The 24303-nt window shown below is 74.9% G+C and carries 18 protein-coding genes and 1 riboswitch; of the genes, 15 read left to right on the top strand and 3 right to left on the bottom strand.

Annotated features, from left to right (window positions below):
- Nucleotides 1–10: 10 nt before the first annotated feature.
- The 4 genes from CUD01_RS10320 to thiD all read left to right on the top strand — a co-directional run bounded on the left by CUD01_RS10320 (nucleotide 11) and on the right by thiD (nucleotide 8792).
- Nucleotides 11–5299 carry an ExeM/NucH family extracellular endonuclease gene (locus CUD01_RS10320; RefSeq protein ID WP_166772121.1) on the top strand — a complete coding sequence of 1763 codons (5289 nt, stop codon included), beginning with the start codon at nucleotides 11–13 and terminating at the stop codon, nucleotides 5297–5299.
- 217 nt (nucleotides 5300–5516) lie between these two features.
- Nucleotides 5517–5612: riboswitch (TPP riboswitch) on the top strand.
- Complete coding sequence (gene thiM / locus CUD01_RS10325) at nucleotides 5606–6550, top strand: hydroxyethylthiazole kinase (protein ID WP_141320848.1); 945 nt, start codon at nucleotides 5606–5608, stop codon at nucleotides 6548–6550. (Overlaps the previous riboswitch by 7 nt.)
- Entirely contained in the window at nucleotides 6547–7263 is a 717-nt protein-coding gene (thiE, locus tag CUD01_RS10330; protein WP_141320850.1) for a thiamine phosphate synthase, read from the top strand. The genes thiM and thiE overlap by 4 nt, the downstream gene beginning before the upstream one ends.
- The gene (gene thiD / locus CUD01_RS10335; RefSeq protein WP_141320852.1) at nucleotides 7260–8792 is read left to right on the top strand and encodes a bifunctional hydroxymethylpyrimidine kinase/phosphomethylpyrimidine kinase; all 1533 of its coding nucleotides are present in this window, start codon (nucleotides 7260–7262) and stop codon (nucleotides 8790–8792) included. Before thiE ends, thiD begins: the two co-directional genes overlap by 4 nt.
- A gap of 44 nt (nucleotides 8793–8836) precedes the next feature.
- On the opposite strand, the gene CUD01_RS10340 is transcribed toward thiD, so the two are convergent.
- The 3 genes from CUD01_RS10340 to CUD01_RS10350 form a co-directional block, all read right to left on the bottom strand.
- On the bottom strand, nucleotides 8837–10150 hold the full coding sequence (locus CUD01_RS10340; protein ID WP_141320854.1) for a TrpB-like pyridoxal phosphate-dependent enzyme: 1314 nt from the start codon (nucleotides 10148–10150) through the stop codon (nucleotides 8837–8839).
- Nucleotides 10151–10322: 172 nt separating this feature from the next.
- A complete protein-coding gene (locus tag CUD01_RS10345; RefSeq protein ID WP_174773864.1) occupies nucleotides 10323–11090 on the bottom strand; it encodes a DsbA family oxidoreductase in 768 nt (255 codons plus the stop codon).
- Complete coding sequence (locus tag CUD01_RS10350) at nucleotides 11087–12070, bottom strand: quinone oxidoreductase family protein (protein ID WP_094179852.1); 984 nt, start codon at nucleotides 12068–12070, stop codon at nucleotides 11087–11089. Before CUD01_RS10350 ends, CUD01_RS10345 begins: the two co-directional genes overlap by 4 nt.
- Before the next feature lie 95 nt (nucleotides 12071–12165).
- Between CUD01_RS10350 and argC the strand changes: the two genes are divergently transcribed.
- The 11 genes from argC to tyrS all read left to right on the top strand — a co-directional run bounded on the left by argC (nucleotide 12166) and on the right by tyrS (nucleotide 23825).
- A complete protein-coding gene (gene argC / locus CUD01_RS10355; protein ID WP_208405422.1) occupies nucleotides 12166–13230 on the top strand; it encodes an N-acetyl-gamma-glutamyl-phosphate reductase in 1065 nt (354 codons plus the stop codon).
- Complete coding sequence (argJ, locus tag CUD01_RS10360; RefSeq protein WP_141320859.1) at nucleotides 13227–14447, top strand: bifunctional glutamate N-acetyltransferase/amino-acid acetyltransferase ArgJ; 1221 nt, start codon at nucleotides 13227–13229, stop codon at nucleotides 14445–14447. Before argC ends, argJ begins: the two co-directional genes overlap by 4 nt.
- Before the next feature lie 50 nt (nucleotides 14448–14497).
- Complete coding sequence (gene argB / locus CUD01_RS10365; RefSeq protein WP_141320895.1) at nucleotides 14498–15469, top strand: acetylglutamate kinase; 972 nt, start codon at nucleotides 14498–14500, stop codon at nucleotides 15467–15469.
- Nucleotides 15466–16782: an acetylornithine transaminase gene (locus CUD01_RS10370; RefSeq protein ID WP_141320861.1), complete on the top strand. Its 1317-nt coding sequence runs from the start codon at nucleotides 15466–15468 to the stop codon at nucleotides 16780–16782. The genes argB and CUD01_RS10370 overlap by 4 nt, the downstream gene beginning before the upstream one ends.
- A complete protein-coding gene (gene argF / locus CUD01_RS10375; protein ID WP_094179856.1) occupies nucleotides 16779–17711 on the top strand; it encodes an ornithine carbamoyltransferase in 933 nt (310 codons plus the stop codon). Before CUD01_RS10370 ends, argF begins: the two co-directional genes overlap by 4 nt.
- A 41-nt stretch (nucleotides 17712–17752) precedes the next feature.
- Nucleotides 17753–18295 carry an arginine repressor gene (locus CUD01_RS10380; protein WP_174773866.1) on the top strand — a complete coding sequence of 181 codons (543 nt, stop codon included), beginning with the start codon at nucleotides 17753–17755 and terminating at the stop codon, nucleotides 18293–18295.
- A 52-nt stretch (nucleotides 18296–18347) separates the two neighbouring features.
- Nucleotides 18348–19586: an argininosuccinate synthase gene (locus CUD01_RS10385; RefSeq protein ID WP_141320873.1), complete on the top strand. Its 1239-nt coding sequence runs from the start codon at nucleotides 18348–18350 to the stop codon at nucleotides 19584–19586.
- The gene (gene argH, locus CUD01_RS10390; protein WP_141320875.1) at nucleotides 19579–21027 is read left to right on the top strand and encodes an argininosuccinate lyase; all 1449 of its coding nucleotides are present in this window, start codon (nucleotides 19579–19581) and stop codon (nucleotides 21025–21027) included. The genes CUD01_RS10385 and argH overlap by 8 nt, the downstream gene beginning before the upstream one ends.
- Nucleotides 21024–21614 (top strand): nucleoside/nucleotide kinase family protein, encoded by a 591-nt coding sequence (locus CUD01_RS10395; RefSeq protein WP_141320877.1) that lies wholly within the window; start codon nucleotides 21024–21026, stop codon nucleotides 21612–21614. The genes argH and CUD01_RS10395 overlap by 4 nt, the downstream gene beginning before the upstream one ends.
- Nucleotides 21611–22465 (top strand): DNA-3-methyladenine glycosylase, encoded by an 855-nt coding sequence (locus CUD01_RS10400; RefSeq protein ID WP_141320879.1) that lies wholly within the window; start codon nucleotides 21611–21613, stop codon nucleotides 22463–22465. Before CUD01_RS10395 ends, CUD01_RS10400 begins: the two co-directional genes overlap by 4 nt.
- Nucleotides 22466–22562: 97 nt before the next feature.
- Nucleotides 22563–23825, top strand: coding sequence for a tyrosine--tRNA ligase (tyrS, locus tag CUD01_RS10405; RefSeq protein ID WP_141320881.1), 1263 nt, complete (start codon nucleotides 22563–22565; stop codon nucleotides 23823–23825).
- Nucleotides 23826–24303: the final 478 nt, after the last annotated feature.

Genomic DNA, 24303 nt, shown 5'->3' on the forward strand with positions numbered 1-24303 from the left:
GAGAGCCCCCGTGCTCCGTGGCACCAGATCGTTGACCGGGGGCATCGCCGCCCTCGCCGTCGTGCTCGCAGGTGCGGCCACCGCCGCCCCGGCGAACGCTGCCGTCTCACCGACGGCACCCGTCGTCGTCCACGAGGTGTACGGCGCAGGAGGCAACTCCGGGGCGGTCCTCGCCCGCGACTTCGTCGAGCTGTACAACCCGGGCGACGAGCCCGTGGCGCTCTCCGGCTGGTCGGTGCAGTACGCGTCGGCGACCGGGAGCTCGTGGACGAACACCACGCCGCTGTCCGGCTCGATCGCCGCGGGCGGCTACCTGCTCGTCGGCGGCGCGGGCGGGTCGAACGGCGCCGCGCTCGAGGTCGACGTCGACGGGACGATCAACCTGAGCGGGACCGCCGGCAAGGTCGCGCTCGTGAGCTCGACGACGTCGCTCACGTGCTCGACGGGCTGCGCCGGGCAGGACCCGGTGGTCGACCTGGTCGGCTACGGGCCGACGGCGTCGTCGTACGCGGGCTCGGGCCCCGCGCCGGCGGCGAGTGCGACCACCTCGGTCTCGCGCGACGACGAGCACACCAACACGGCCGACAACGCCGCGGACTTCACGGCGGGCGCTCCGACGCCGCAGCGCGCGCAGGGCGGCACCGACCCCGGCCCCGACCCCGACCCCACCGTCGTCCCGATCGCGGAGGTCCAGGGGACCGGTGACACGTCGCCGTACGCCGGCCGGACGGTCACGACCCAGGGCGTGGTCACCGCCGCGTACCCCACGGGCGGCCGCAACGGCTACGTCATCCAGACCGCCGGCACGGGCGGTGCCCTCGGCAGCCGCACCGCGTCCGACGCGATCTTCGTGTTCTCGGCGAGCACCGACGACCTCGTCACGATCGGCGACGAGGTGCGCGTCACGGGCGCGGTGAGCGAGTTCCAGGGGCTCACCGAGATCACCGTGACGAGCGCGGCGGGGCTGGAGGTCCTCGACTCCGACGCGAGCGTCACGCCGCTCACCGGCGCGTGGCCCGCGACCGCCGCGGCACGTGAGGCGATCGAGTCGATGCTCCTGCTGCCCACCGGCGACCTCACGGTCACGAACACGTTCTCCACCAACCAGTACGGGGAGCTCGGGCTGGCGACGGGCACCACGCCGCTGCTGCAGTGGACCGAGGTGGCCGACCCGCAGGACACCGCCGCGATCCAGGCCGTCAAGGACGACAACGCGGCCCGCGGCGTCGTGCTCGACGACGGCGCGACGACGAACTTCCTCAGCGCCGCGAACCAGGGGCTCGTCCCGTCGTACGTGTCGCTCGAGAGCCCGGTGCGGGTCGGTGCGTCGGTGACGTTCGACGAGCCGGTCGTCGTGACCTACGTGAACTCCACGTGGAAGCTCGACCCCACGCGCCCGGTGCAGGGTCTGGCGAACAGCCCGGTCACGGTCGAGAACACGCGGACCGACTCGCCGCGCGACGTGGGCGGCGACCTCACCGTCGCGTCGTTCAACGTGCTCAACTACTTCACGACGCTCGGCGCCCAGACGCCGGGCTGCGTCCCGTACACGGACCGCACCGGCGACGGCGTGACCGTGCGCGAGGGGTGCGACCCGCGCGGTGCGTGGGACCCCGCGGACCTCGAGCGTCAGCAGGCGAAGATCGTCACGGCGATCAACGCGCTCGACGCGGACGTCGTCGGGCTGCTCGAGATCGAGAACTCGCTCGTGGTCGACGGCGTCGCCGACGAGGCGCTCGGCACGCTCGTGGACGCGCTGAACGACGCCGCGGGCGAGGAGCGCTGGGCGTTCGTGCCCTCGTCGTCGCAGCTGCCGCCGGTCGGCGAGATGGACGTCATCTCGAACGCGCTGATCTACCAGCCCGCCGCCGTGGAACGCGTCGGCGAGTCCCGCGCGCTGGGCACCCTGTCGGGTTCCGGTGAGCCGTTCGACAACGCGCGCGAGCCGATCGCGCAGGTGTTCGCGCCGGTCGGCGGCGGCGAGCCGGTGCTCGTCGCGGTCAACCACCTCAAGTCGAAGGGCTCGGCGGGACCGCTGCCCGGCGATGCGGACGCGGGCGACGGGCAGGGCGCGTCGAACGCGTCGCGCGTCGCGCAGGCGACCGCGCTGCGGGACTGGGTCGCCGACATCCAGGGCGACGTCGAGTCGGTCGCGCTCGTCGGGGACTTCAACGCGTACACCCTCGAGGACCCGCTCCAGGTCCTGTACGACGCGGGCTACGCGGACGCGACGACCGAGCTCGCGCCGGGGGAGTACTCGTACTCGTTCGGCGGGCTGTCGGGGTCGCTGGACCACGTGCTGCTCAACGAGCACGCGCTCGCACGGGCGACCGGCGCGGACGTCTGGGAGATCAACGCCGAGGAGTCGATCGCGCTCGAGTACAGCCGGTACGACTACCACGGCGCGCTGTACTACGCGTCCGACGAGTACCGCTCGTCGGACCACGACCCGGTGGTCGTGGGGCTCGACGCGGGCGAGGCCGGCAGCACGGTCGACCTGACGTTCCTCAACATCAACGACTTCCACGGCCGCATCGAGTCCGCCGCCGCGGGGTCGAACACCGTCAAGCTCGCGGGCACGGTCGAGCAGCTGCGCGCCGCCGCACCGGGACCGGTCGCGTTCCTGTCGGCCGGCGACAACATCGGTGCGTCGCTGTTCGCGTCGGCGGTCCAGCAGGACCAGCCGACCATCGACGTGCTCAACGCCCTCGACCTGGCCGCCTCGGCGGTGGGCAACCACGAGTTCGACCAGGGCTTCGCGGACCTGCGGGACCGCGTGGTGGGCCCGGACGACGACCGCAACGCGGCGTGGGCGTACCTCGGCGCGAACGTCTACGCGAAGGGCACGACGGACCCGGTGCTGCCGGAGTACGCGATGGTCGACATGGACGGCGTCGACGTCGCGGTCGTCGGCGCGGTGACCGAGGAGACCCCCTCGCTCGTCACCCCGGCCGGGATCGCGGACCTCGACTTCGGCGACCCGGTCGAGGCGGTCAACCGCGTCGCGGCGCGGCTCACCGACGGCGACGAGGCGAACGGTGAGGCCGACGTGGTCGTCGCCGAGTACCACGAGGGTGCGAGCGCGGGCACGCCCGACGGCGCCACGCTCGCGCAGGAGGTCGCGGCGGGCGGCGCGTTCGCGGACATCGTCACGGGCACGTCCGCGGCGGTCGACGCGATCTTCACCGGCCACACCCACAAGCAGTACGCGTGGTCGGCGGACGTGCCCGGTGTCCCGGGTGCGACGCGACCCGTCGTGCAGACGGGCTCGTACGGCGAGTTCGTGGGCAAGGTCGTCCTCACGTACGACCGGGCGACCGACGAGGTCCTCGCGCACACCGAGGCGAACGTGGCGCGCACGACGACGGCGGACGCCGACCTGGTCGCGGCCTTCCCGCGGGTGGCCGAGGTCAAGACGATCGTCGACGCGGCGGTCGCGTACGCGAACGAGGTCGGCAGCGAGCCGGTCGGCTCGGTCACGGCGGACATCACGACGGCGTACTCCGGCGGCTCGTACGTGGACGGCGTCTACACAGGCTCCGGCCCGCTGCCGACGACGGGTCGCGACGACCGCGCGAGCGAGTCGACGCTCGGGAACCTGGTGGCGAACGCGCTGCGCGACACCCTCGCGGAGGACCGGTTGGGCGGCGCCGACATCGGCGTCGTCAACCCGGGCGGGCTGCGCAACGAGCTGCTGTACGCACGCTCGGGCGCCGAGACGACGGACGGTGTGGTGACGTACGCCGAGGCGAACGCCGTTCTGCCGTTCGTCAACAACCTCTGGACGACGACGCTCACGGGTGCGCAGGTCCGCACGATGCTCGAGCAGCAGTGGCAGCGTGACGCCGCGGGCAACGTGCCGAGCCGGCCATACCTGCAGCTCGGGCTCTCCGACAACGTGTCGTACACGTACGACGCGAGCCTGCCGGAGGGCAGCCGCATCACGTCGGTGACGATCGACGGCGAGCCGCTGGACGCGGAAGCCGACTACCGCGTGGGGACGTTCTCGTTCCTCGCGACGGGCGGCGACAACTTCCGGGTGTTCACGCAGGGCAGCGACACGCGTGACTCGGGTCTGGTCGACCGGGACGCGTGGATCGCGTACCTGCGGGCGCACCCCGGCCTGTCGCCCGACTTCGCGCGGCACGCCGTGGCCGTGAGCGACGCACCCGAGTCGGTCGAGGCGGGCGGCACGCTCGGGTTCGAGGTGTCGCACCTGGACCTCACGAGCCTCGGCTCGCCGCGCAACACGAGCCTGGACGTGCGGCTCGACGGTGAGTCGATCGGCACGGCGACGGTCACCGGCGGCGCGGCCACGGTGTCCGCGGTCGTGCCCGCGGGCACGGCGGCGGGGGAGCACGAGCTCACGCTCGTCGCTAGCCCCAGCGGCACCACGGTCCACCTGCGGCTCACGGTCGAGCCGGCGTCGTCCGGGCCGACCACCACGACGCTCACGATGACCGGCGACCCGGTCGCGGGCGCGACGCAGACGCTCGTCGCGACCGTGACGCCCGCGGGTGTGACCGGCACGGTGACGTTCGTCGACGGGAGCACCTGGCTCGGGACCGTCCCGGTGAAGCTCGGCCGGGCGAGCCTCGACGTCCGGCTGGGCGGGGGTACGCACGCCCTGCGGGCGGTGCTCGTCCCGGTCGACGAGGCATGGGAGGGGTCCGAGGGCTCGTTGTCCGTGACGGTCGCGAAGGCGACGTCGACGACCACGCTGTCCCTCGACCGGACGACCGTGTCGTTCGGCGGCACGGTCACCGCGACCGTGACGGTCACGTCGACCGGGGGCGCTCCCACCGGCGTGGTCCAGGTCCGCGAGGGCGCGAGGGTCCTCGGGGCGGGCACGCTCACGGGGTCGGGCGCGACGGCGACCGCGACGGTCGTGCTCCCGCGCACGCTCGCGCGCGGCACGCACACGCTCACCGCGGTGTACGGCGGCTCGGCGGACCTGACCGCCTCGACCTCCGCGCCCGTGCGGCTCACCGTCACCAGGGCGACGCCGACGATCGCGCTGTCGACCGCGTCGTGGACCGTCACCCGTGGCACGCGTCCGACCATCGCGGTCACGGTCGCCGGGGTGGCCGGTGCCCCCTCGCCGACCGGCAAGGTGACGCTCGAGGCCGGCGGCCGTCCGCTCGTCGCGACGCTCCAGAAGGGGAAGGCGACGTTCCGGCTGCCGGCGGTGACCCGTGACGTGACGGTCCGGGCCAGGTACCAGGGCGACGACTCGTACATCTCGGTGTCCGCGGTCCGGACGCTCGTCGTGAAGCACGGGGGGCACGGCCGCCGCTGACCCGAGGGACGCGGCAGCCGACACGCTCGAGGGGCGTCCGACCACCACGGTCGGGCGCCCCTCGCGCATGCCCACCCGTGCGGCCCACCGGCCGGTGGGCTCGCCCGGTGGTCGTCGTCGACGCGCCCGCCGACGCGCCTGACAACGCGCCTGCCGACGCGCCGTCCGGTGGGCGGACGGGGGGCGGACGGCGGCGGTGAGCGCGGGCTAGCCTGGCCGCACTGACACGGGGTGCCCTGCACGCAGGGCTGAGATCACACCCGCCGAACCTGATCTAGTTCGTACTAGCGAAGGGATGTCATCTCCATGACGTCTGCCGTCCCACCCTGCCCTCCCGCCGACGATCGCGCCGACGAGCGCGCCGACGAACCCGGCGGCGCCCCGCCCCTGAGCCCCGGCAGGCTCGCCGCCGACGCGGCGCAGGCGCTCGCGGCGGTCCGGGCACGCACGCCGCTCGTGCAGTGCCTCACCAACGAGGTGACCACGAACCTCGTCGCCAACGCGCTGCTCGCGGTGGGCGCCTCGCCCGCGATGACCGCGGTCCCGGGCGAGGCCGAGCAGCTCGCGGCCGTCGCGGGCGCGGTCCTGGCGAACCTCGGCACGCCCGGACCCGACCTGCGCGCGTGCCTCGAGCCCGCGGTCACCACGGCGCGGCGCGCCGGCGTGCCGTGGGTGCTCGACCCCGTGGCCGTCGGGGTGCTGTCGGTCCGCACGCGGCTCGCCGAGCAGCTCCTGGGCGCGCGGCCCGCGGTGGTGCGCGGCAACGCGAGCGAGGTCCTGGGCCTCGCGGGGCTCACGTCGTCGGGACGGGGCGTCGACTCGTGCGACGCCGTCGAGGACGCGCGCGTGGCCGCGGTCCGCCTCGCGCACGCGACGGGCGGCGCGGTCGCGGTGTCGGGCGCGGTCGACCTCGTCGTCGCGGGTGACGTCGCCGTGCGCGTGTCGGCGGGGGACCCCCTGCTGACGGCGATCACCGGCGCAGGGTGCGCGCTCGGCGCGCTCGCGGCGGCGTTCGCCGCGGTCACCGACCCGCTCACCGCGGCGGTCGGCTCCTCGCTGGTCCTCGGGCTCGCGGCGGAGCGCGCCGCGTCGGTCGCGCGCGGTCCGGGCTCGTTCCAGGTCGCGCTGCTCGACGAGCTGTACGGGCTGCGGCCCGAGCACGTCGTCGGGCTGGGTGACCGGCTGGTCGTCGAGCCCGCGCGCACCGGCGCGCGCCGGGCCGCGACCGCGCCCGTCGGGGCACCCGCGTGACCGGCGCGGCGGGTGCGTCCCGGCGCCCCCCGTTCCCGGGCGGTCCCTACCTCGTGCTCGACGCCGACGTGTGCGCGGCGGCCGGCCGCGCCCCGGCAGGCGTCGCGGCGGCGGCGGTGCGCGCGGGCGTCGGCGTGGTGCAGGTGCGTGCGACGCGCGCGGGGGTGCGCGACCTGGTCGCGCTCACGACGGCGGTGGCGGAGGCCGTGCGCACCGCGGGACCCGCGCTGCTCGTCGTCGACGACCGCGTGGACGTGGTGCTCGCGGCACGCGCCCGCGGTGCGGTCGTGGACGGTGTGCATGTCGGCCAGCGGGACCTGGAGGCCGCCGACGCGCGTGCGTTGCTCGGCCCCGACGCGGTCGTGGGCGTCTCGGCGGCACGGCCGCAGGACGTGCGCGCGGTCCCGGCCGACCTGGTCGACTACGTCGGGAGCGGGCCGGTGCGGCTGACGCCGACCAAGCCCGACGCCGACGTCGCGCTCGGCCTCGACGGTCTCGCCGCGGCGGTCGCGAGCACCCGGCTGCCGGTCGTGGCGATCGGCGGGCTCGACGCGCGTGACGTCGACGCCGTGCGGACGGCCGGCGCTCACGGGCTCGCGGTGGTCTCGGCGGTGTGCTCCGCGCCCGACCCGTCCGCCGCGGCCGCGGGGCTCGTCGCCACGTGGCGGCGGTCGGCGAGCGGCACGGTGGCGACGCCGGCGGGTGCGCGGTGAGCCCGTCGCGCGTGCGCGCGCTGTCCATCGCCGGCACCGACCCGACGGGCGGCGCCGGGATCCAGGCGGACCTCAAGTCGTTCGCCGCGCACGGGGCGTACGGCATGGCGGTCGTGACGGCGCTCGTCGCGCAGAACACCCGCGGCGTGCGCGCGGTCCACGTCCCCGAGCCGGAGTTCCTGCGTGCGCAGCTCGAGGCCGTCAGCGACGACGTCACGGTCGACTCGGTGAAGATCGGCATGCTCGCCACGCCGCAGGTCGCGCACGAGGTGACGGCGTGGCTGGACCGGCAGCGTGCCGCGGGGCGTTCGCCCGTCGTCGTGCTCGACCCGGTGATGGTCGCGACCAGCGGGGACCGGCTCCTCGACCGGGAGGCCGAGATCGCCGTGCGCGAGCTCGTGGGCCGCGCGGACCTCGTGACGCCGAACCTGCCCGAGCTGGCGGTGCTCGTCGACGAGCCGCGCGCGCAGACGTGGGCGCAGGCGCTCGACCAGGCGACCCGCCTCGCCCGCGGGTCGGGGACCACGGTCCTGCTCAAGGGCGGGCACCTGGGCGGGCCGACGAGCCCGGACGCGCTCGTCGGCCCGGACGGTGCGGTCGTCGAGGTCGCGGCGCAGCGCGTCGCCTCGACGAGCACGCACGGCACGGGGTGCTCGCTGTCGGCCGCGGTCGCGGCGCTGCGGCCCGCGCGCGACGGCTGGCCGGAGGCGGTGCGCGAGGCCAAGCAGTGGCTCACCGGGGCGATCGCGGCCGGGGCGCGGCTGGAGGTCGGCGCGGGCCACGGCCCCGTCGACCACCTGCACCACGCGCCGGGGCTGGGCGCCCGGCCGTTCACCGCGCAGGTGGCCGGTCTCGTCGCGGACGCCGTCGAGCGGTCGCAGGACCTGCCGTTCGTCCGGGCCCTCGCGGACGGGTCGCTGCCGGTCGACCGGTTCGAGGAGTACGTGCGGCAGGACGCGCTGTACCTGACCGGGTACGCGCGGGTGCTCGCGCGGGCGAGCGAGCTCGCCCCGGACGGGGAGTCGCAGGCGTTCTTCGCGCGCGGCGCCGCGGCGTGCCTCGACGTCGAGCGGCGGCTGCACGAGCAGCGCCTGGCGAGGTCGGCCCGGGACGGGTCACGTCAGGGGGCGGGCGCGTCGCCGGTCACGACCGCGTACGTCGACCACCTGCTCGCGGTCGCGGCGACCGGGTCGTACGCCGACGTCGTGGCCGCCGTGCTGCCGTGCTACTGGGTGTACGCGGACCTCGGTGCGCGGTTGCGCGCGCGGGCCGGCGACCTCACGGCGCACCCGTACGGCGACTGGGTGGGCACGTACGGCGACGAGGAGTTCGCGGCCCTGACCGCCCAGGCGCGCGCGCACGCGGACGCGGCGGGCCGGTCGCTCGACGCGGCCGGTCGGGCCCGGATGTGTGAGGTGCTCGCGGTCTCCTGCGAGCACGAGGTCGCGTTCTTCGACCAGGTCCGCCCGGCGCCCGGACCTGCCCGCGCGACGTCCGACGAGCTCGTCAACGCCGGGGTGCCGGCCTGACCCGACGAGCGGCCCGCGGTGGGCGCGGGCCGCTCGTCGGGGCGTCAGAGGAAGTCGTGGTACGCGGGCAGGTCGAGCACGCCGTTGCCGGACAGCCCGATGACGATCGTCTCCTCGGTCGTCGCGGCCCGCGCGTGCGCGATGGCCCCGGCGACCGCGTGCGTCGACTCGGGCGCCGGGATGATCCCCTCCGCCCGTGCGAACTCGATCCCGGCCGCGAACGCGGTCTCCTGGTCGACGGCGATCGCCTCGAGGAGCCCGAGCTCGAGCGCGTGCGAGACCATCGGCGCCATGCCGTGGTAGCGCAGCCCGCCCGCGTGGATGGGCGGCGGGACGAAGTCCTTGCCGAGCGTGTGCATCTTGAGCAGGGGCGTCAGGCCCGCGACGTCCCCGAAGTCGTACCGGTACTCGCCCTGGGTGAGCGAGGGGCACGCGGCGGGTTCGCACGCGACGACGCGCGTCGTCGTGCCGTCGCGCAGGTTGCGGCCGATGAACGGGAAGCTCAGGCCCGCGAGGTTCGACCCGCCGCCCGCGCAGCCGAACACGACGTCCGCGCTCGCGCCGACCTCGTCGAGCTGGGCCAGCGCCTCCTGGCCGATCACGGACTGGTGCAGCAGCACGTGGTTGAGCACCGACCCGAGCGCGTAGTGCGCGTTCGGGTCCTGCGCGGCGACCTCGACGGCCTCCGAGATGGCCATGCCGAGCGAGCCGGTCGTCTCGGGGTCGGCGGCGAGCATCGCGCGCCCCGCCTCGGTGAGGTCGGACGGCGACGGGTGGCACACGCCGCCGTACGTCTCCATCTGCATGCGCCGGTACGGCTTGGCGTCGTACGACGCGCGCACCTGCCAGACCTCGCACTCGAGGCCGAGCAGCGAGCACGCGAAGGACAGCGATGCGCCCCACTGGCCGGCGCCCGTCTCGGTCGTGAGCTTGGTCGTGCCCTCGATGGCGTTGTAGTACGCCTGCGCGACCGCGGTGTTCGGCTTGTGCGAGCCCGCCGGGGAGACGCCCTCGTACTTGTAGTAGATCTTCGCGGGCGTGCCGAGCGCGCGCTCGAGGCGCAGCGCCCGGATCAGCGGGGACGGGCGCCACAGCGCGTACAGCTCCCGGACGGTCTGCGGGATCTCGACGTACCGCTCGGTGCTGACCTCCTGCGCGATGAGCGCCATCGGGAACAGCGGCGCGAGGTCGTCCGGGCCGAGCGGCTCGCGGGTGCCCGGGTGCAGCGCGGGCGGCGCGGGCTCGGGCAGGTCCGCCGCGAGGTTGTACCAGTGCGTCGGGACCTGGGACGGCACGACGGTGCCGACCGGTTCCGTGAGCGGACGGGATGCGGGCCGGACGTCCGGGGATGTCGTCATGCGGGTGCCTCCTGGGCGCGTCGTGGAGCGGTGCGGGCCGCCGACGCGCGTGCGAGGGGCCACGACGCCGTGGGTCCGCAGGCTGCAGCCTAGGGGAGAGGCGACGTCCGGACGGCCGCCCCGGTCAGGCCGGTCGCGCGGCGGCCGCGGACCGCCTGCGGACCGCTCGCCGTCAGACCGCGCAGGAGTCGTCGGTGCACGTCGCGGCCGACGGGTCGCCCGTCAGCACCTGCAGGGGGTTCGCCTCGCGCCAGCCCGCGTCGAGGAGCTGGGCGAACACCTCGGCGGGCTGGGCGCCGGAGACCGCGTAGCGGCGGTCGACGACGAAGAACGGCACGCCGGTCACGCCGAGCTCGCGCGCCGCCGCGACGTCGGCGTCGACCGCGTCCGACTGCGCGTCGCCCGCGAGGAACGCCGCGACGGCCGCGTCGTCGTGCCCGGCCTGCGCGAACCCGGCCTCGCGCGCGACGGTGACGAGCGCGTCGTCGACGCCCAGGTCGGCACCGCGCTCGAAGTGCGCGGAGAACAGCGCCTCGATCGTGCGGTCCGCGAGCTGAGACCCGCCGAGCTCGCGCGCCAGGTGCGTCAGGCGGTGCGCGTCGTAGGAGTTGAACGCGAGCACCGAGTCGAAGTCGTAGGCCAGCCCCTCGTCCGCCGCGACGGCCGTGACGTGCGCGAACATGCGCTGCACCTGCTCGGGCGGCAGCCCCTTGAGCTCCGCGAGCGCCTCGGCCTCGGGACGGCCCGGTCCGCGCGGCGTGTCGGGGGAGAGCTGGTAGGACCGCCACACGACGTCGACGTGGGCGCGGTGCGGGAAGGCGGCGAGCGCGGCGGCGAACCGGCGCTTGCCGATGTAGCACCACGGGCAGGCGATGTCGGACCACACCTCGACCGTGATCGTGCGGACGGGGTTCAGGGTGGGCGTGCTCGTGGTGCTCACGGGAGAAGCAGGACCTTTCCGGTCGTGGCGCGCGACTCGAGCGCGCGGTGGGCGTCGGCTGCGGCCGACAGGGGGAATCGGGCGCCGATGCGGACGTCGAGACGCTCGTCGGCCACCGCGCCGAACAGCTCGGACGCGCGCCACTCGAGCTCGGCACGATCGGCGACGTAGTGCCCGAGCGTCGGGCGCGTGAGGAACACCGACCCGGCGGCGTTGAGCCGCTGCGGGTCGACGGGCGGGACCGGGCCGGACGACGCCCCGTACAGGACGAGCATGCCGCGCCGGGCGAGCGACGCGAGCGACGCGTCGAACGTGTCGCGCCCGACACCGTCGTACACGGCGTCGACCCCGCGGCCGTCGGTCAGGTCCCGGACGCGAGCGGGCAGGTCGGTCGTCAGGTCGTCGAGCTCGCGGTAGCGGATCACGTCGGTGGCGCCCGCGCCGCGCGCCAGGGCCTCCTTCTGCACGGAGCCGACCGTCGCGATGACGCGACCGCCGCGCTGGGTCGCGAGCTGGGTCAGCAGGAGGCCGACGCCGCCCGCGGCCGCGTGCACGAGCACCGTGGTGCCGGGCTCGACCGGGAACGTGGACGTCGCCAGGTAGTGCGCGGTCATGCCCTGCAGCGGCAGCGCGGCGGCGACCTCGTCGGCCACGCCGTCCGGGACGGGCAGGAGCTCGCGCTCGGGCACGGCGACGAGCTCGGCGTACGAGCCGGGTCCCGCGGACCAGGCGACGCGGTCGCCGGGTGCGACGTGCGTGACCTGCGCACCGACGGACACCACGGTCCCGGCACCCTCGGAGCCGGGGACGTGCGGGAAGCTCGCGGGGTACACGCCGGAGCGGCGGTAGGTGTCGATGAAGTTCACACCCGCTGCGGCGACGCGGACCAGGGCCTCGTGCGGCCCGGGCTCCGGGTCGGGACGGGTGACGGACGACAGGACCTCGGGTCCACCGGCGCGGGTGGCTTCGACGGCGTGCACGTCGAGCCGAACGCGCGTGGGGCACCATTTCATCCCGGTGGGGCCCGACCCGACGCTATGTGCATCGATTCGCGCGAACGTGTATGTTCATGCGCATGTCGTTCACAGTCGCGGTCGCGGGCGCGAGCGGGTACGCCGGTGGCGAGATGCTCCGGCTCCTGCTGCAGCACCCCGAGGCACGCATCGGCGCGGTCACGGCCCACGCGAACGCGGGCACGCATCTCGGTGAGCACCAGCCGCACCTGCGAGGCCTCGCCGACCGCGTCCTCGCCCCCACGACGCCCGACACCCTGGCCGGCCACGACGTCGTCGTCCTCGCGCTGCCGCACGGCGCCTCGGGCGCGGTCGCGGCCGAGCTCGCGCAGCGCGACGCCGGCACGGTCGTCGTCGACCTCGGCGCCGACCACCGCCTGTCCGACGCGGCCGACTGGCTCGCGTACTACGGCAGCGAGCACGCCGGCACCTGGCCGTACGGTCTGCCCGAGCTGCTGCACGCGGGGGAGCGGACGGCCGCGGCGCAGCGCGCCACGCTCGCGGGGACGACCCGCATCGCCGTGCCCGGCTGCAACGTCACCGCCGTGACGCTCGGGCTGCAGCCCGGCGTCGCGGCGGGCATCGTCGAGCCGACCGACCTGGTCGCGGTGCTCGCCAACGGCTACTCGGGCGCCGGCAAGAGCCTCAAGCCGCACCTGCTCGCGTCCGAGGGCCTGGGGATGGCGCAGCCGTACGCGGTCGGCGGCTCCCACCGGCACATCCCCGAGATCGCGCAGAACCTGCGCACCGCCGGAGCGCCCGACGTCACGCTCTCGTTCACCCCCACGCTCGTGCCGATGGCGCGGGGCATCCTCGCCACCGCGACCGCGCGTCTCGTGCCCGGGACCGACCCGGCCGCGGTCCGCTCGGCCTGGGAGAGCGCGTACGCCGACGAACCGTTCGTCCACCTGCTGCCCGAGGGGCAGTGGCCGACCACGGCCGCGACGCTCGGCGCGAACACCGCGCTCGTGCAGGTCGCGGTCGACGAGCGGGCCGGCCGCGTCGTCACCGTGACGGCCATCGACAACCTGGTCAAGGGCACCGCCGGTGGCGCCCTGCAGTCGCTCAACCTCGCGCTCGGCCTGCCCGAGACGCTCGGCCTGCCCCTGGACGGAGTCGCACCGTGAGCACCTCGACCCAGACCGCCGACGGCTCCGCGCAGCCCTCGCCCGGCGTCACCGCCCCGCTCGGCTTCCGGGCGAGCGGTGTCACGGCGGGCCTCAAGGCGTCCGGCAGGCCGGACCTCGCGCTCGTCGTGAACGACGGCCCGCTGCAGGTCGGGGCCGCCGTGTTCACGTCCAACCGGGTGGTCGGCCACCCCGTGACCTGGTCGCGGCAGGTCGTCGCCGACGGCGTCGTCAGCGCGGTCGTGCTCAACTCCGGCGGCGCGAACGTCTGCACGGGGCCCGAGGGCTTCCTCGACGTGCACCGCACCGCCGAGACGGTCGCGGACGCGCTGGGCGTCTCCGCGGGTGACGTCGTCGTCTGCTCGACGGGCCTGATCGGCGAGCGCCTGCCCATCGACACGCTGCTCGCGGGCGTCGCACCCGCCGCGGCCGCGCTGTCCGGGACGGGCGGCCCCGCGGCGGCGCAGGCGATCATGACGACCGACACGGTCCCCAAGACCGCGGACCTGACGGTCGAGGGCGACGACGGCGTGTGGCGCGTGGGCGCGATGGCCAAGGGCGCCGGCATGCTCGCACCGGGCCTGGCGACGATGCTGTGCGTCATCACGACCGACGCCGTGGTCGACGCGGCGCTCGCGGACGCGGCGCTGCGCGCGGCGACCTCGCAGACGTTCGACCGCGTCGACTCGGACGGCTGCATGTCGACGTCCGACACGGTCACGCTCCTGGCGTCGGGTGCCTCGGGCGTCGCCCCGGACCCGGCGGGCTTCACGGCCGCGGTCACGGCGGTCGCCGCGCAGCTGGCGCGCCAGCTCGTCGCGGACGCGGAGGGCGCGACCCACGACATCGCGATCACCGTCACGGGTGCGCAGTCGCAGGACGCCGGCCTCGCGGTGGCCCGCGCGATCTCGCGCTCGAACCTGTTCAAGGCCGCGGTGTACGGCAACGACCCGAACTGGGGTCGCGTGCTCGCGTCCGTCGGCACCGTGCCCGTCGAGGTCGCCGCGTTCGACCCGGACGCGCTGGACGTGTCCATCAACGGCGTGATGATCTGCCGCGCGGGCGGCGCGCACGAGCCCCGCTCGAAGGTCGACCTGGCGGCGACGCGCGAGGTCCACGTCCTGGTCGACCTGCACGCGGGCGACGAGGTCGTGACGCTGTGGACCAACGACCTGACGCACGCCTACGTCTCCGAGAACAGCGAGTACTCCACGTGAGCCACGACGACGCGACCACCGGCTCGAGCGCCGTCCCGAGCGCGACCCCCGTGCCCGACGACTTCGTCTTCGACACCCGCACCGACCTGCGCCCCGACCAGAAGGCCGAGGTGCTCATCCAGGCGCTCCCGTGGCTGCAGAAGTTCGCGGGTGCGCTCGTCGTCGTGAAGTACGGCGGCAACGCGATGGTCGACGAGGAGCTCAAGCGCGCCTTCGCCGAGGACATGGTGTTCCTGCGCCAGGTGGGGCTGCGCCCCGTCGTCGTGCACGGCGGCGGCCCGCAGATCAACGCGATGCTCGACCGGCTCGGGATCGAGTCCGAGTTCCGCGGCGGCCTGCGCGTGACCACCCCGGAGGCCATGGAGGTCGTCCGGATGGTGCTCACGGGCCAGGTGTCGCGTGAGCTCGTCGGCCTGCTCAACGCGCACGGCCCCCACGCGGTCGGACTGTCGGGCGAGGACGGCGGGCTGTTCCAGGCGCGACGCCGCACGGCGTTCGTCGGCGGAGAGGCGGTCGACGTCGGGCTCGTGGGCGACGTCGTGCAGGTCAACCCCGGTGCGGTCCAGGACCTGCTGGACGCGGGTCGGATCCCGGTGGTCAGCACGGTCGCGCCCGACATCGACGACCCGACGCAGGTCCTCAACGTCAACGCGGACACCGCGGCGGCCGCGCTCGCGGTCGCGCTCGGTGCGCGCAAGCTCATCGTGCTGACCGACGTCGAGGGCCTCTACCTCAGCTGGCCGGACCGCTCGTCGCTCGTGCGGCGCCTGTCGGCGAGCCAGCTCGCGGAGGTCCTGCCGACGCTCGACTCCGGCATGCGGCCCAAGATGGAGGCCTGCTGGCGCGCCGTGACGGGCGGCGTCGGACGGGCCCACGTCATCGACGGTCGCGCGCCGCACTCGATCCTCGTCGAGGTCTTCACCTCGGACGGCATCGGCACGATGGTGCTGCCGGACACCGAGCCCGAGGACGCCCCGTTCACCGCCCCCATCCCCGTCGTCCACCCGGAGGTGCCCGCATGAGCGAGCCGACGACCACGCCGGCCGCCCCGGCACCCCCCGCCCCGACGACCCGTCGCGCGCTGCGCCAGGCCGCCGCGACCGTCGACGGGCTCCCCGTCTCGGTCGCGGGCGGGTCGGTCGCGGAGTGGACCCAGCGGTACTCGCGCTCGGTGATGGACACGTTCGGGCCGCCGCAGCGCGTGCTCGTGCGCGGCGAGGGCGCCTACGTGTGGGACGCCGACGGCAACCGCTACCTCGACCTGCTCGCCGGCATCGCGGTGAACAGCCTGGGCCACGCGCACCCGACGCTCACGGCGGCGATCAGCGCCCAGCTCGGCACGCTCGGGCACGTCTCGAACTTCTTCGGCAGCCCGACGCAGATCGCGTTCGCCGAGCGGCTGCTCGAGCTCGCGCAGGCGCCCGACGGCTCGCGCGTGTTCTTCACCAACTCGGGCACCGAGGCCAACGAGGCCGCCTTCAAGCTCGCGCGCCGCACGGGTCGCACGCGGGTCCTCGCGCTCGAGGGGGCCTTCCACGGCCGCACGATGGGCGCGCTCGCGCTCACGCACAAGGCCGCGTACCGCGAGCCGTTCGAGCCGCTGCCCGGCGGGGTGGAGTGGGTGCCGTTCGGTGACGCGGACGCCCTCGAGGCGGCGCTCGAGCCGGGCGACGTGTCCGCGCTTTTCGTCGAGCCGCTGCAGGGCGAGGCGGGCGTGCTCCCGCTGCCCCCGGGCTACCTCGCACGGGCCCGCGAGCTCACCGCGCGGCACGGCACGCTGCTCGTGCTCGACGAGGTGCAGACCGGCATGGGGCGCACCGGGGAGTGGTTCGCGCACCAGCTGCCGCACGTCGGCGGCGGCGTGGTGCCGGACGCGGTCACGGTGGCGAAGGGCCTGGGCGGCGGGTTCCCGGTCGGGGCGCTCATCGCGTTCGGCGACACCGCGGCGACGCTGCTCGGCCGCGGCCAGCACGGCACCACGTTCGGCGGCAACCCGGTCGCGTCGGCCGCGGGTCTCGCGACGATCGGCGTCATCGAGCGCGACGACCTGCTCGCGCACGTGCGCGACGTCGGCGCCGCGCTGCGCGCGCGCATCGCCGAGCTCCACCACCCGCTCGTCGACGGCGTGCGGGGCGAGGGCCTGCTCGTCGGGATCGGCCTGACGGCCGCCGTCGCGCCGGCGGTCGCGTCGCGCGCGCTGGCCGCGGGGTTCATCGTGAACCCGGTCAACCCGACGTCGATCCGGCTGGCGCCGCCGCTCGTCGTGACGCACGAGCAGCTCGGCACGTTCGTCGACTTCCTCGCCGACCTCGACCCGGGCGAGGTGGCGGCATGACGCGCCACTTCCTGCGCGACGACGACCTGACGCCCGCCGAGCAGCGGCAGGTGCTCGAGCTCGCGCTCGCGTTCCGCGACGACCGGCACATCCGCACGCCGCTGGCCGGTCCGCGGGCGGTGGCGGTGATCTTCGACAAGCCGACGCTGCGCACGCAGGTGTCGTTCTCGACGGGGATCGCCGAGCTCGGCGGCTTCCCGCTCGTCGTCGACGGCAACCTCGCGCAGATCGGCACGCGCGAGTCGATCCCGGACACCGCGCGCGTCCTCGGCCGGCAGGTCGCGGCCGTGGTGTGGCGCACGCACGCGCAGGAGCGCATCGAGTCGATGGCGCAGCACGCGGGCGTCCCCGTGGTCAACGCGCTCACGGACGACTTCCACCCGTGCCAGGTGCTCGCGGACCTGTCGGCGGTCGCGCTGCACCGCGGCGGGGTGGGCGCGCTCGCCGGACTCACGCTCGCGTACGTGGGCGACGGCGCGAACAACATGGCGCACTCCTACCTGCTCGGTGGCGCGACCGCCGGGCTGCACGTGCGCGTCGGCTCCCCGGAGGGCTACCGACCGGCGCCCGAGGTGGTCGCGGCCGCGCAGCGCGTCGCGCAGGAGACGGGCGGCTCGGTCACCGTGGTCGGCTCGATCGCGGAGGCGGTCGCGGACGCGGACGTCGTCGCGACGGACACGTGGGTGTCGATGGGCCAGGAGGAGGAGGCGGCGCAGCGCGAGCTGCCGTTCGTCCCGTTCCGGCTCGACGAGGCCGCGCTCGCGCTCGCGGCGCCGGACGCCCAGGTGCTGCACTGCCTCCCGGCGTACCGCGGCAAGGAGATCACCGCGGGCGTGCTCGACGGGCCCCGGTCGATCGCGTGGGACGAGGCCGAGTTCCGCCTGCACGCGCAGAAGGCGCTGCTGACGTTCCTGCTCGAGGCACGGTGACGCACGTGTCCGTGTCGAGCACGACGAGCACGCCGGCGGCGGTGCCGGGCGCCCCGGCGACCTCGTCCGGCGGCTCGGCGTCGACGGTGCCGCAGACGAAGGCGGCGCGCCAGGCGCTCGTCGCGGCGCTGCTCACGCGCGAGCAGGTGCACTCCCAGCAGCAGCTCGCGGACCTGCTCGCGGACGCGGGCGTGAGCGTCACGCAGGCGACCCTGTCGCGCGACCTCGTCGAGCTGCAGGCCGTCAAGGTCCGCACGCCGTCGGGCGCGCTCGTGTACGCGGTGCCCGGTGAGGGCGCCGTCCGGTCGCTGCCGAGCGCACCCGCCGCCGACACCGAGCACCTCGCGGCGCGCCTCGAGCGACTGTGCGCGGAGCTGCTGCTCACCGCCGAGTCGTCCGGCAACCTCGTCGTGCTGCGGACGCCGCCCGGCGGCGCGCAGTACCTCGCCTCGGCCATCGACCACTCGGTCCTGCCCGCCGTGCTCGGCACGATCGCGGGCGACGACACCGTCCTGGTGGTGTCGCGCGACCCGGACGGCGCCGCCCTGGCGTCGCGCTTCCTGACCCTCGCGTCCGGCGAATGACGGCCGCGAACCGCATGCCCCACCCACACCAGCTCGTAGAAAGTGACATCTCATGACTGAGCGCGTCGTCCTCGCGTACTCCGGCGGTCTGGACACGTCCGTCGGCATCGGCTGGATCGCCGAGGCCACCGGCGCCGAGGTGATCGCCGTGGCGGTCGACGTCGGCCAGGGCGGCGAGGACCTCAACGTCATCCGTCAGCGCGCGCTGGACTGCGGCGCCGTGGAGGCGTACGTCGCGGACGCCCGCGACGAGTTCGCGCAGGAGTACTGCATGCCGGCGCTCCAGGCCAACGGCCTGTACCTCGACCGGTACCCGCTGGTCTCGGCGCTGTCCCGCCCCGTGATCGTCAAGCACCTGGTGCGTGCCGCGCGCCAGTTCGGCGCGACCACGGTCGCGCACGGCTGCACGGGCAAGGGCAACGACCAGGTGCGCTTCGAGGTCGGCATCACGTCGATCGCGCCGGACCTGACCTGCCTCGCGCCCGTCCGGGACCTCGCGCTCACGCGCGACAAGGCGATCGAGTTCGCCGAGCGCAACAAGCTCCCGATCGCGACCACCAAGCACAACCCGTTCTCGATCGACCAGAACGTGTGGGGCCGTGCGGTCGAGACCGGCTTCCTCGAGGACATCTGGAACGGTCCGACGAAGGACGTCTACACCTACACCGACGACCCGACGTTCCCGCCGGTCGCCGACGAGGTCGTCATCACGTTCGAGCAGGGCGTCCCGGTCGCGCTCGACGGCGTGCCGGTCACGCCGCTGCAGGCGATCCAGGAGATGAACCGCCGTGCGGGTGCCCAGGGCGTCGGCCGGATCGACATCGTCGAGGACCGCCTGGTGGGCATCAAGTCGCGTGAGGTGTACGAGGCGCCGGGCGCGATCGCGCTCATCGCGGCGCACCAGGAGCTCGAGAACGTCACCGTCGAGCGTGAGCAGGCGCGCTTCAAGCGGGGCGTCGAGCAGCGCTGGACCGAGCTCGTGTACGACGGCCAGTGGTTCAGCCCGCTGAAGCGGTCGCTCGACACGTTCATCGCGGACACGCAGCGGTACGTCTCGGGTGACGTGCGCATGGTCCTGCACGGCGGCCGCGCGACGGTCACGGGCCGCCGCTCGGACTCGTCGCTGTACGACTTCAACCTCGCGACGTACGACACCGGCGACACGTTCGACCAGGCGGCCGCGCGCGGCTTCATCGAGATCTACGGCCTGTCGAGCAAGCTCGCGGCCGCGCGTGACGTGAAGTTCGGCAACGGCGTGGACCTGGGCTCGCAGGGCGGGATCGATGCCTGAGTCGCCCGCGGCCGGTGCGCCGGACGCGCCGCTCGCCCTCTGGGGCGGCCGGTTCGCGTCCGGCCCGGCCGCGGCCCTCGCCGAGCTGTCGCGCTCGACGCAGTTCGACTGGCGCCTGGCGGACGTCGACATCTCGGGCTCGGTCGCGCACGCGCACGTGCTGCACGCCGCGGGCCTGCTGTCCGACGACGAGGTCACGGGCATGGTCGACGCGCTCGAGCGGCTGCGGTCCGACGTCGCGTCGGGTGCGTTCGGCCCGTCGCCCGACGACGAGGACGTGCACACGGCGCTCGAGCGCGGCCTGATCGAGCGCGCGGGCGCGGACCTGGGCGGCAAGCTGCGTGCGGGCCGGTCGCGCAACGACCAGATCGCCACGCTCGTGCGGATGTACCTGCGCCGCGAGGCGCGCACGATCAGCGGTCTGGTGCTGGACGTCGTCGACGCGCTCGTCGCGCAGGCCCAGGCCGCGGGCGACGCGCCCATGCCGGGCCGCACGCACCTGCAGCACGCGCAGCCCGTCCTGCTCGCGCACGCGCTGCTCGCGCACGCGTGGCCGCTGCTGCGTGACGTCGAGCGCTACACCGACTGGGACCGCCGCGCCGCGGTCTCCCCGTACGGCTCGGGTGCGCTCGCGGGCTCGTCGCTGGGCCTGGACCCCGCCGCGGTCGCCGCGGAGCTCGGCTTCGACGCCCCGGTCGAGAACTCGATCGACGGCACGGCGTCGCGCGACGTGGTCGCGGAGTTCGCGTTCGTGTCGGCGATGCTCGCGGTGGACCTGTCGCGGCTCGCCGAGGAGGTCATCCTCTGGGCGACCAAGGAGTTCGGCTTCGTGCGGCTGCACGACTCGTTCTCGACCGGGTCGAGCATCATGCCGCAGAAGAAGAACCCCGACGTCGCGGAGCTCGCGCGAGGCAAGGCCGGCCGGCTCGTCGGCGACCTCACGGGGTTGCTGACCACGCTCAAGGGCCTGCCGCTCGCCTACAACCGCGACCTGCAGGAGGACAAGGAGCCGGTCTTCGACCAGGTCGACCAGCTCACCGTCCTGCTGCCGGCGTTCGCGGGCATGGTCGCGACGCTCGCGTTCGACACGGACCGGCTCGCCTCGCTCGCACCGCAGGGCTTCTCGCTGGCGACCGACATCGCCGAGTGGCTGGTGCGTCAGGGCGTGCCGTTCCGCGTCGCGCACGAGGTCGCGGGCGAGTGCGTTCGCGCGTGCGAGGCACACACCCCGGCGATCGAGCTGTGGGAGCTGTCCGACGACGAGCTCGCGGCGATCTCGCCGCACCTGACGCCGCAGGTCCGCTCGGTGCTCTCCGTGGAGGGCTCGCTCGCCTCGCGCTCGGCGTACGGCGGGACGGCGCCCGTGCGGGTCCGCGAGCAGCTGGGGCGGGCGGCCGCGCGTGCCGCGCAGCTGCGCGCCTGGGCGGCGCCGAGGCCGTGACCACCGGCTCCGACGAGGGCGCGCTCGGGCTGGTGCTCGAGCGCGCCCTCGTCGCCTCACCCCGGCTGGGTCCGGTCCGCGTGGTGTGCGTCGACGGCCCGGCCGGCTCAGGCAAGACGACCGCGGGCGACGGCCTCGTCGAGAGGGCGTCCGCGCGCGGCGTGCGCGCCCTCGTCGTGCACCTCGACGACCTGTACGCGGGCTGGTCCGGGCTCGAGGGCACGCTCTGGCCGCGGCTCGCCGCGCAGGTGCTCGAGCCGCTGCGGCGTGGGCGGCCCGGGCGGTTCCAGCGGTACGACTGGACCGCGGGCCGGTTCGCCGACTGGGTCGACGTCCCGGTGCCCGAGCTGCTCGTGGTGGAGGGGTGCGGATCGGCGCAACGTGCGTGCGACCCGATCGCGGTGCTGCGCGTGTGGGTCGAGGCCGACCGTGCGCTGCGACTCGAGCGCGGGCTCGCGCGCGACGGCGAGGACGCGCGAGCGCACTGGCTGCGGTGGATGGCGGACGAGGCGGCGCACTTCGCGCGCGAGCGCACCCGTGAACGCGCCGACGTGCGGCTGGACGCGTTTGGCAGGATGACCCCATGAGCCCCGCGGCGGACGCCCCCCGCGAACCGGTCCTCGTCGACCGGGCGCTCGCGCACGCCGTGGCCCCACCGGACGCCGTGCCGGACGCTCCCCGCTCGTCGGACGCTCCCCGCTCGTCGGACGTGCCCCGCTCGCCGGACACCGCCGACCCGCTGCGCTTCGTCGCGGTCCCCGCGCGCACCTGGTACGCGCGGGACGTGCACGCCGTCGCGCGGGACCTGCTCGGCGCCTACCTCACGTCCCGCACCCCCGAGGGCGAGGTGACGGTCCGGCTGACGGAGGTCGAGGCGTACTCCGGCGCGGACGACCCGGGTTCGCACGCGTTCCGGGGCCGCACGGCCCGCAACGCTGTGATGTTCGCCGAGCCCGGTCGTCTGTACGTGTACCGGCACCTCGGGCTGCACCACTGCGTCAACGTGGTCGCCGAGCCGACGGGACGCGCCGCCGCCGTCCTGCTCCGGGCGGGCGAGGTCGTCGCGGGCGCCGAGCTCGCCTGGGCGCGCCGCGAGCACGTGGGCGTCGTCGACTCCCACCGTCAGCTCGCCCGGGGTCCCGCGCGGCTCGCGGTGTGCCTCGGCGTCGACCGGTCGTGGAACGGCGACGACGTGACCGAGGCGGGGGGACGCGTCGTGCTGCACCGGCACGAGGGTCCCGTGCTCTCGACGCAGGCGAGCGGTCCGCGGGTCGGCGTGTCCGGCCCGGGTGGCGACGCGTCCCGGCACCCCTGGCGCTACTGGCTCGTGGGCGAGCCGAGCGTGTCGGCCTACCGCCCGGCGTACCGGTCGTCGACCTCGCGCTCGCGCGGCTCGTCGGACGGGTATCTCCCGCCGGCGTCGGAAGACGTCCCGTGACGGGACGACGACGTCGGCCGTGCGACGGTGCCCCCGCCGCCACCTCTCGACCGTGACCTCAGCCGCCCCCGCGCGGCCCCCTGACCGGAGACCAGACGTGACCCACATCTTCGACGAGCTCGCGTGGCGCGGGCTCATCGCCAGCACGACCGACGTCGACGCGCTGCGCGACGCGCTCTCAGCCGGGCCCGTGACGCTCTACTGCGGCTTCGACCCGACGGCGCCGAGCCTGCACATCGGCAACCTCGTCCAGATCCTCACGGTGCGCCGGCTCCAGGACGCAGGCCACCGCCCGGTCGCGCTCGTCGGCGGCGCGACGGGCCTCATCGGCGACCCGAAGATGACGGGCGAGCGCACGCTGAACTCGCGCGACGTGGTCGCGGGCTGGGTCGAGCGGATCCGCGCACAGATCGCGCCGCTGCTGCGCTTCGACGGCGAGAACGCCGCGACGCTCGTCAACAACCTCGACTGGACGGCGCCGCTGTCGGCGATCGACTTCCTGCGGGACGTCGGCCAGCACTTCCGCCTGGGGACGATGATCGCGAAGGACACCGTGGCGCGACGCCTCGCGAGCGACCAGGGCATCTCGTTCACCGAGTTCAGCTACCAGGTGCTCCAGGGCATGGACTTCCTCGAGCTGTACCGCCGGCACGGCGTGACGCTCCAGACGGGCGGCTCCGACCAGTGGGGCAACCTGCTGTCGGGCGTCGAGCTCGTGCGCAAGGTCGAAGGCGTCGGCGTGCACGCGCTGACCACGCCCCTGGTCACCAAGGCGGACGGGACGAAGTTCGGCAAGACCGAGTCGGGCACGGTGTGGCTCGACCCGGAGATGACGACGCCGTACGCCTTCTACCAGTTCTGGCTCAACGCCGACGACGCGGACGTGCTCGGCTACCTCAAGGTCTTCACGTTCCGCACCCGCGAGCAGATCGACGAGCTGGCCGAGGCGGTCGCGTCCCGACCCGCCGCCCGCGAGGCCCAGCGCGCGCTCGCGTACGACGTCACCGCGCTCGTGCACGGGACGGCGGCGGCCGACGCGGTGGTCGCGGCGTCCCAGGCGCTGTTCGGCCGCGGCTCGCTCGCCGACCTCGACGCCGCGACGCTCGGCGCCGCGGTCGCGGAGCTGCCCACCGCGACGGGCGCGGTCGGCGACCTCGTCGTCGACCTGCTCGCGGCGACCGGGGTGGTGAAGAGCAAGTCCGAGGCGCGGCGGGCGGTGGCCGAGGGCGGGGCGTCCGTCAACAACGTCCGCGTCGCCGGTGAGGACGCTGCGCTCGGCGAGGGTGACCTGCTGCACGGACGCTGGGCCGTGCTGCGTCGGGGCAAGCGCACGCTCGCGGTCGTGGACACCCGGGCCTGATCGCGGGACCGGGCGTCAGCCGCTCGGCGTCACCCGGCGCGGGCCGGCTCCGGAGGTCCCACGGGGTCCTCGGGAGCCGGCCCGCGCTGTCCCCGGAGCACCGCCGGCACCCGACGTGGGGGCGTCCGCGCAGGTCAGAGCACAGATCGGGCCCGGTGAGCGGCGTCACGCGACCACGGATTTGGCGTTCGCCGCGACATCCGCGTAATGTTCTCGAGGTCGCCCGGCAGGGAGGAACGGACACGGAGCCGGATCCGCAAGGATCTGGATGTGGCTGGTCCCGCAGGCGAACAACCCCGATCAGATCGCAGGTGCTTCGTGCGCCTGCGGCACGGTTGGGCCCAGGACCGGTGGTCCAGGGCCGCTCGACAGGGCGGTTCCGAACGGCCGGGAGATGGGGTAGAGTGGTGAAGCCCCGAGCGGGAAACGCACGGGGAAACAAACAAGCCTCTCGCCCAGGATCGCAAGATCCTGAGGA

The organism is Cellulomonas uda, from assembly GCF_006538705.1.
Classification (GTDB): domain Bacteria; phylum Actinomycetota; class Actinomycetes; order Actinomycetales; family Cellulomonadaceae; genus Cellulomonas; species Cellulomonas uda.

Bases quoted from the DNA above. Each gene is read 5' to 3' on its own strand.
- thiM (WP_141320848.1), top strand. From the start codon at position 5,606: ATGACGTCTGCCGTCCCACCCTGCCCTCCCGCCGACGATCGCGCCGAC.
- CUD01_RS10340 (WP_141320854.1), bottom strand. From the start codon at position 10,150: ATGACGACATCCCCGGACGTCCGGCCCGCATCCCGTCCGCTCACGGAA.
- argC (WP_208405422.1), top strand. From the start codon at position 12,166: ATGTCGTTCACAGTCGCGGTCGCGGGCGCGAGCGGGTACGCCGGTGGC.
- CUD01_RS10370 (WP_141320861.1), top strand. From the start codon at position 15,466: ATGAGCGAGCCGACGACCACGCCGGCCGCCCCGGCACCCCCCGCCCCG.
- argF (WP_094179856.1), top strand. From the start codon at position 16,779: ATGACGCGCCACTTCCTGCGCGACGACGACCTGACGCCCGCCGAGCAG.
- CUD01_RS10385 (WP_141320873.1), top strand. From the start codon at position 18,348: ATGACTGAGCGCGTCGTCCTCGCGTACTCCGGCGGTCTGGACACGTCC.
- argH (WP_141320875.1), top strand. From the start codon at position 19,579: ATGCCTGAGTCGCCCGCGGCCGGTGCGCCGGACGCGCCGCTCGCCCTC.
- CUD01_RS10400 (WP_141320879.1), top strand. From the start codon at position 21,611: ATGAGCCCCGCGGCGGACGCCCCCCGCGAACCGGTCCTCGTCGACCGG.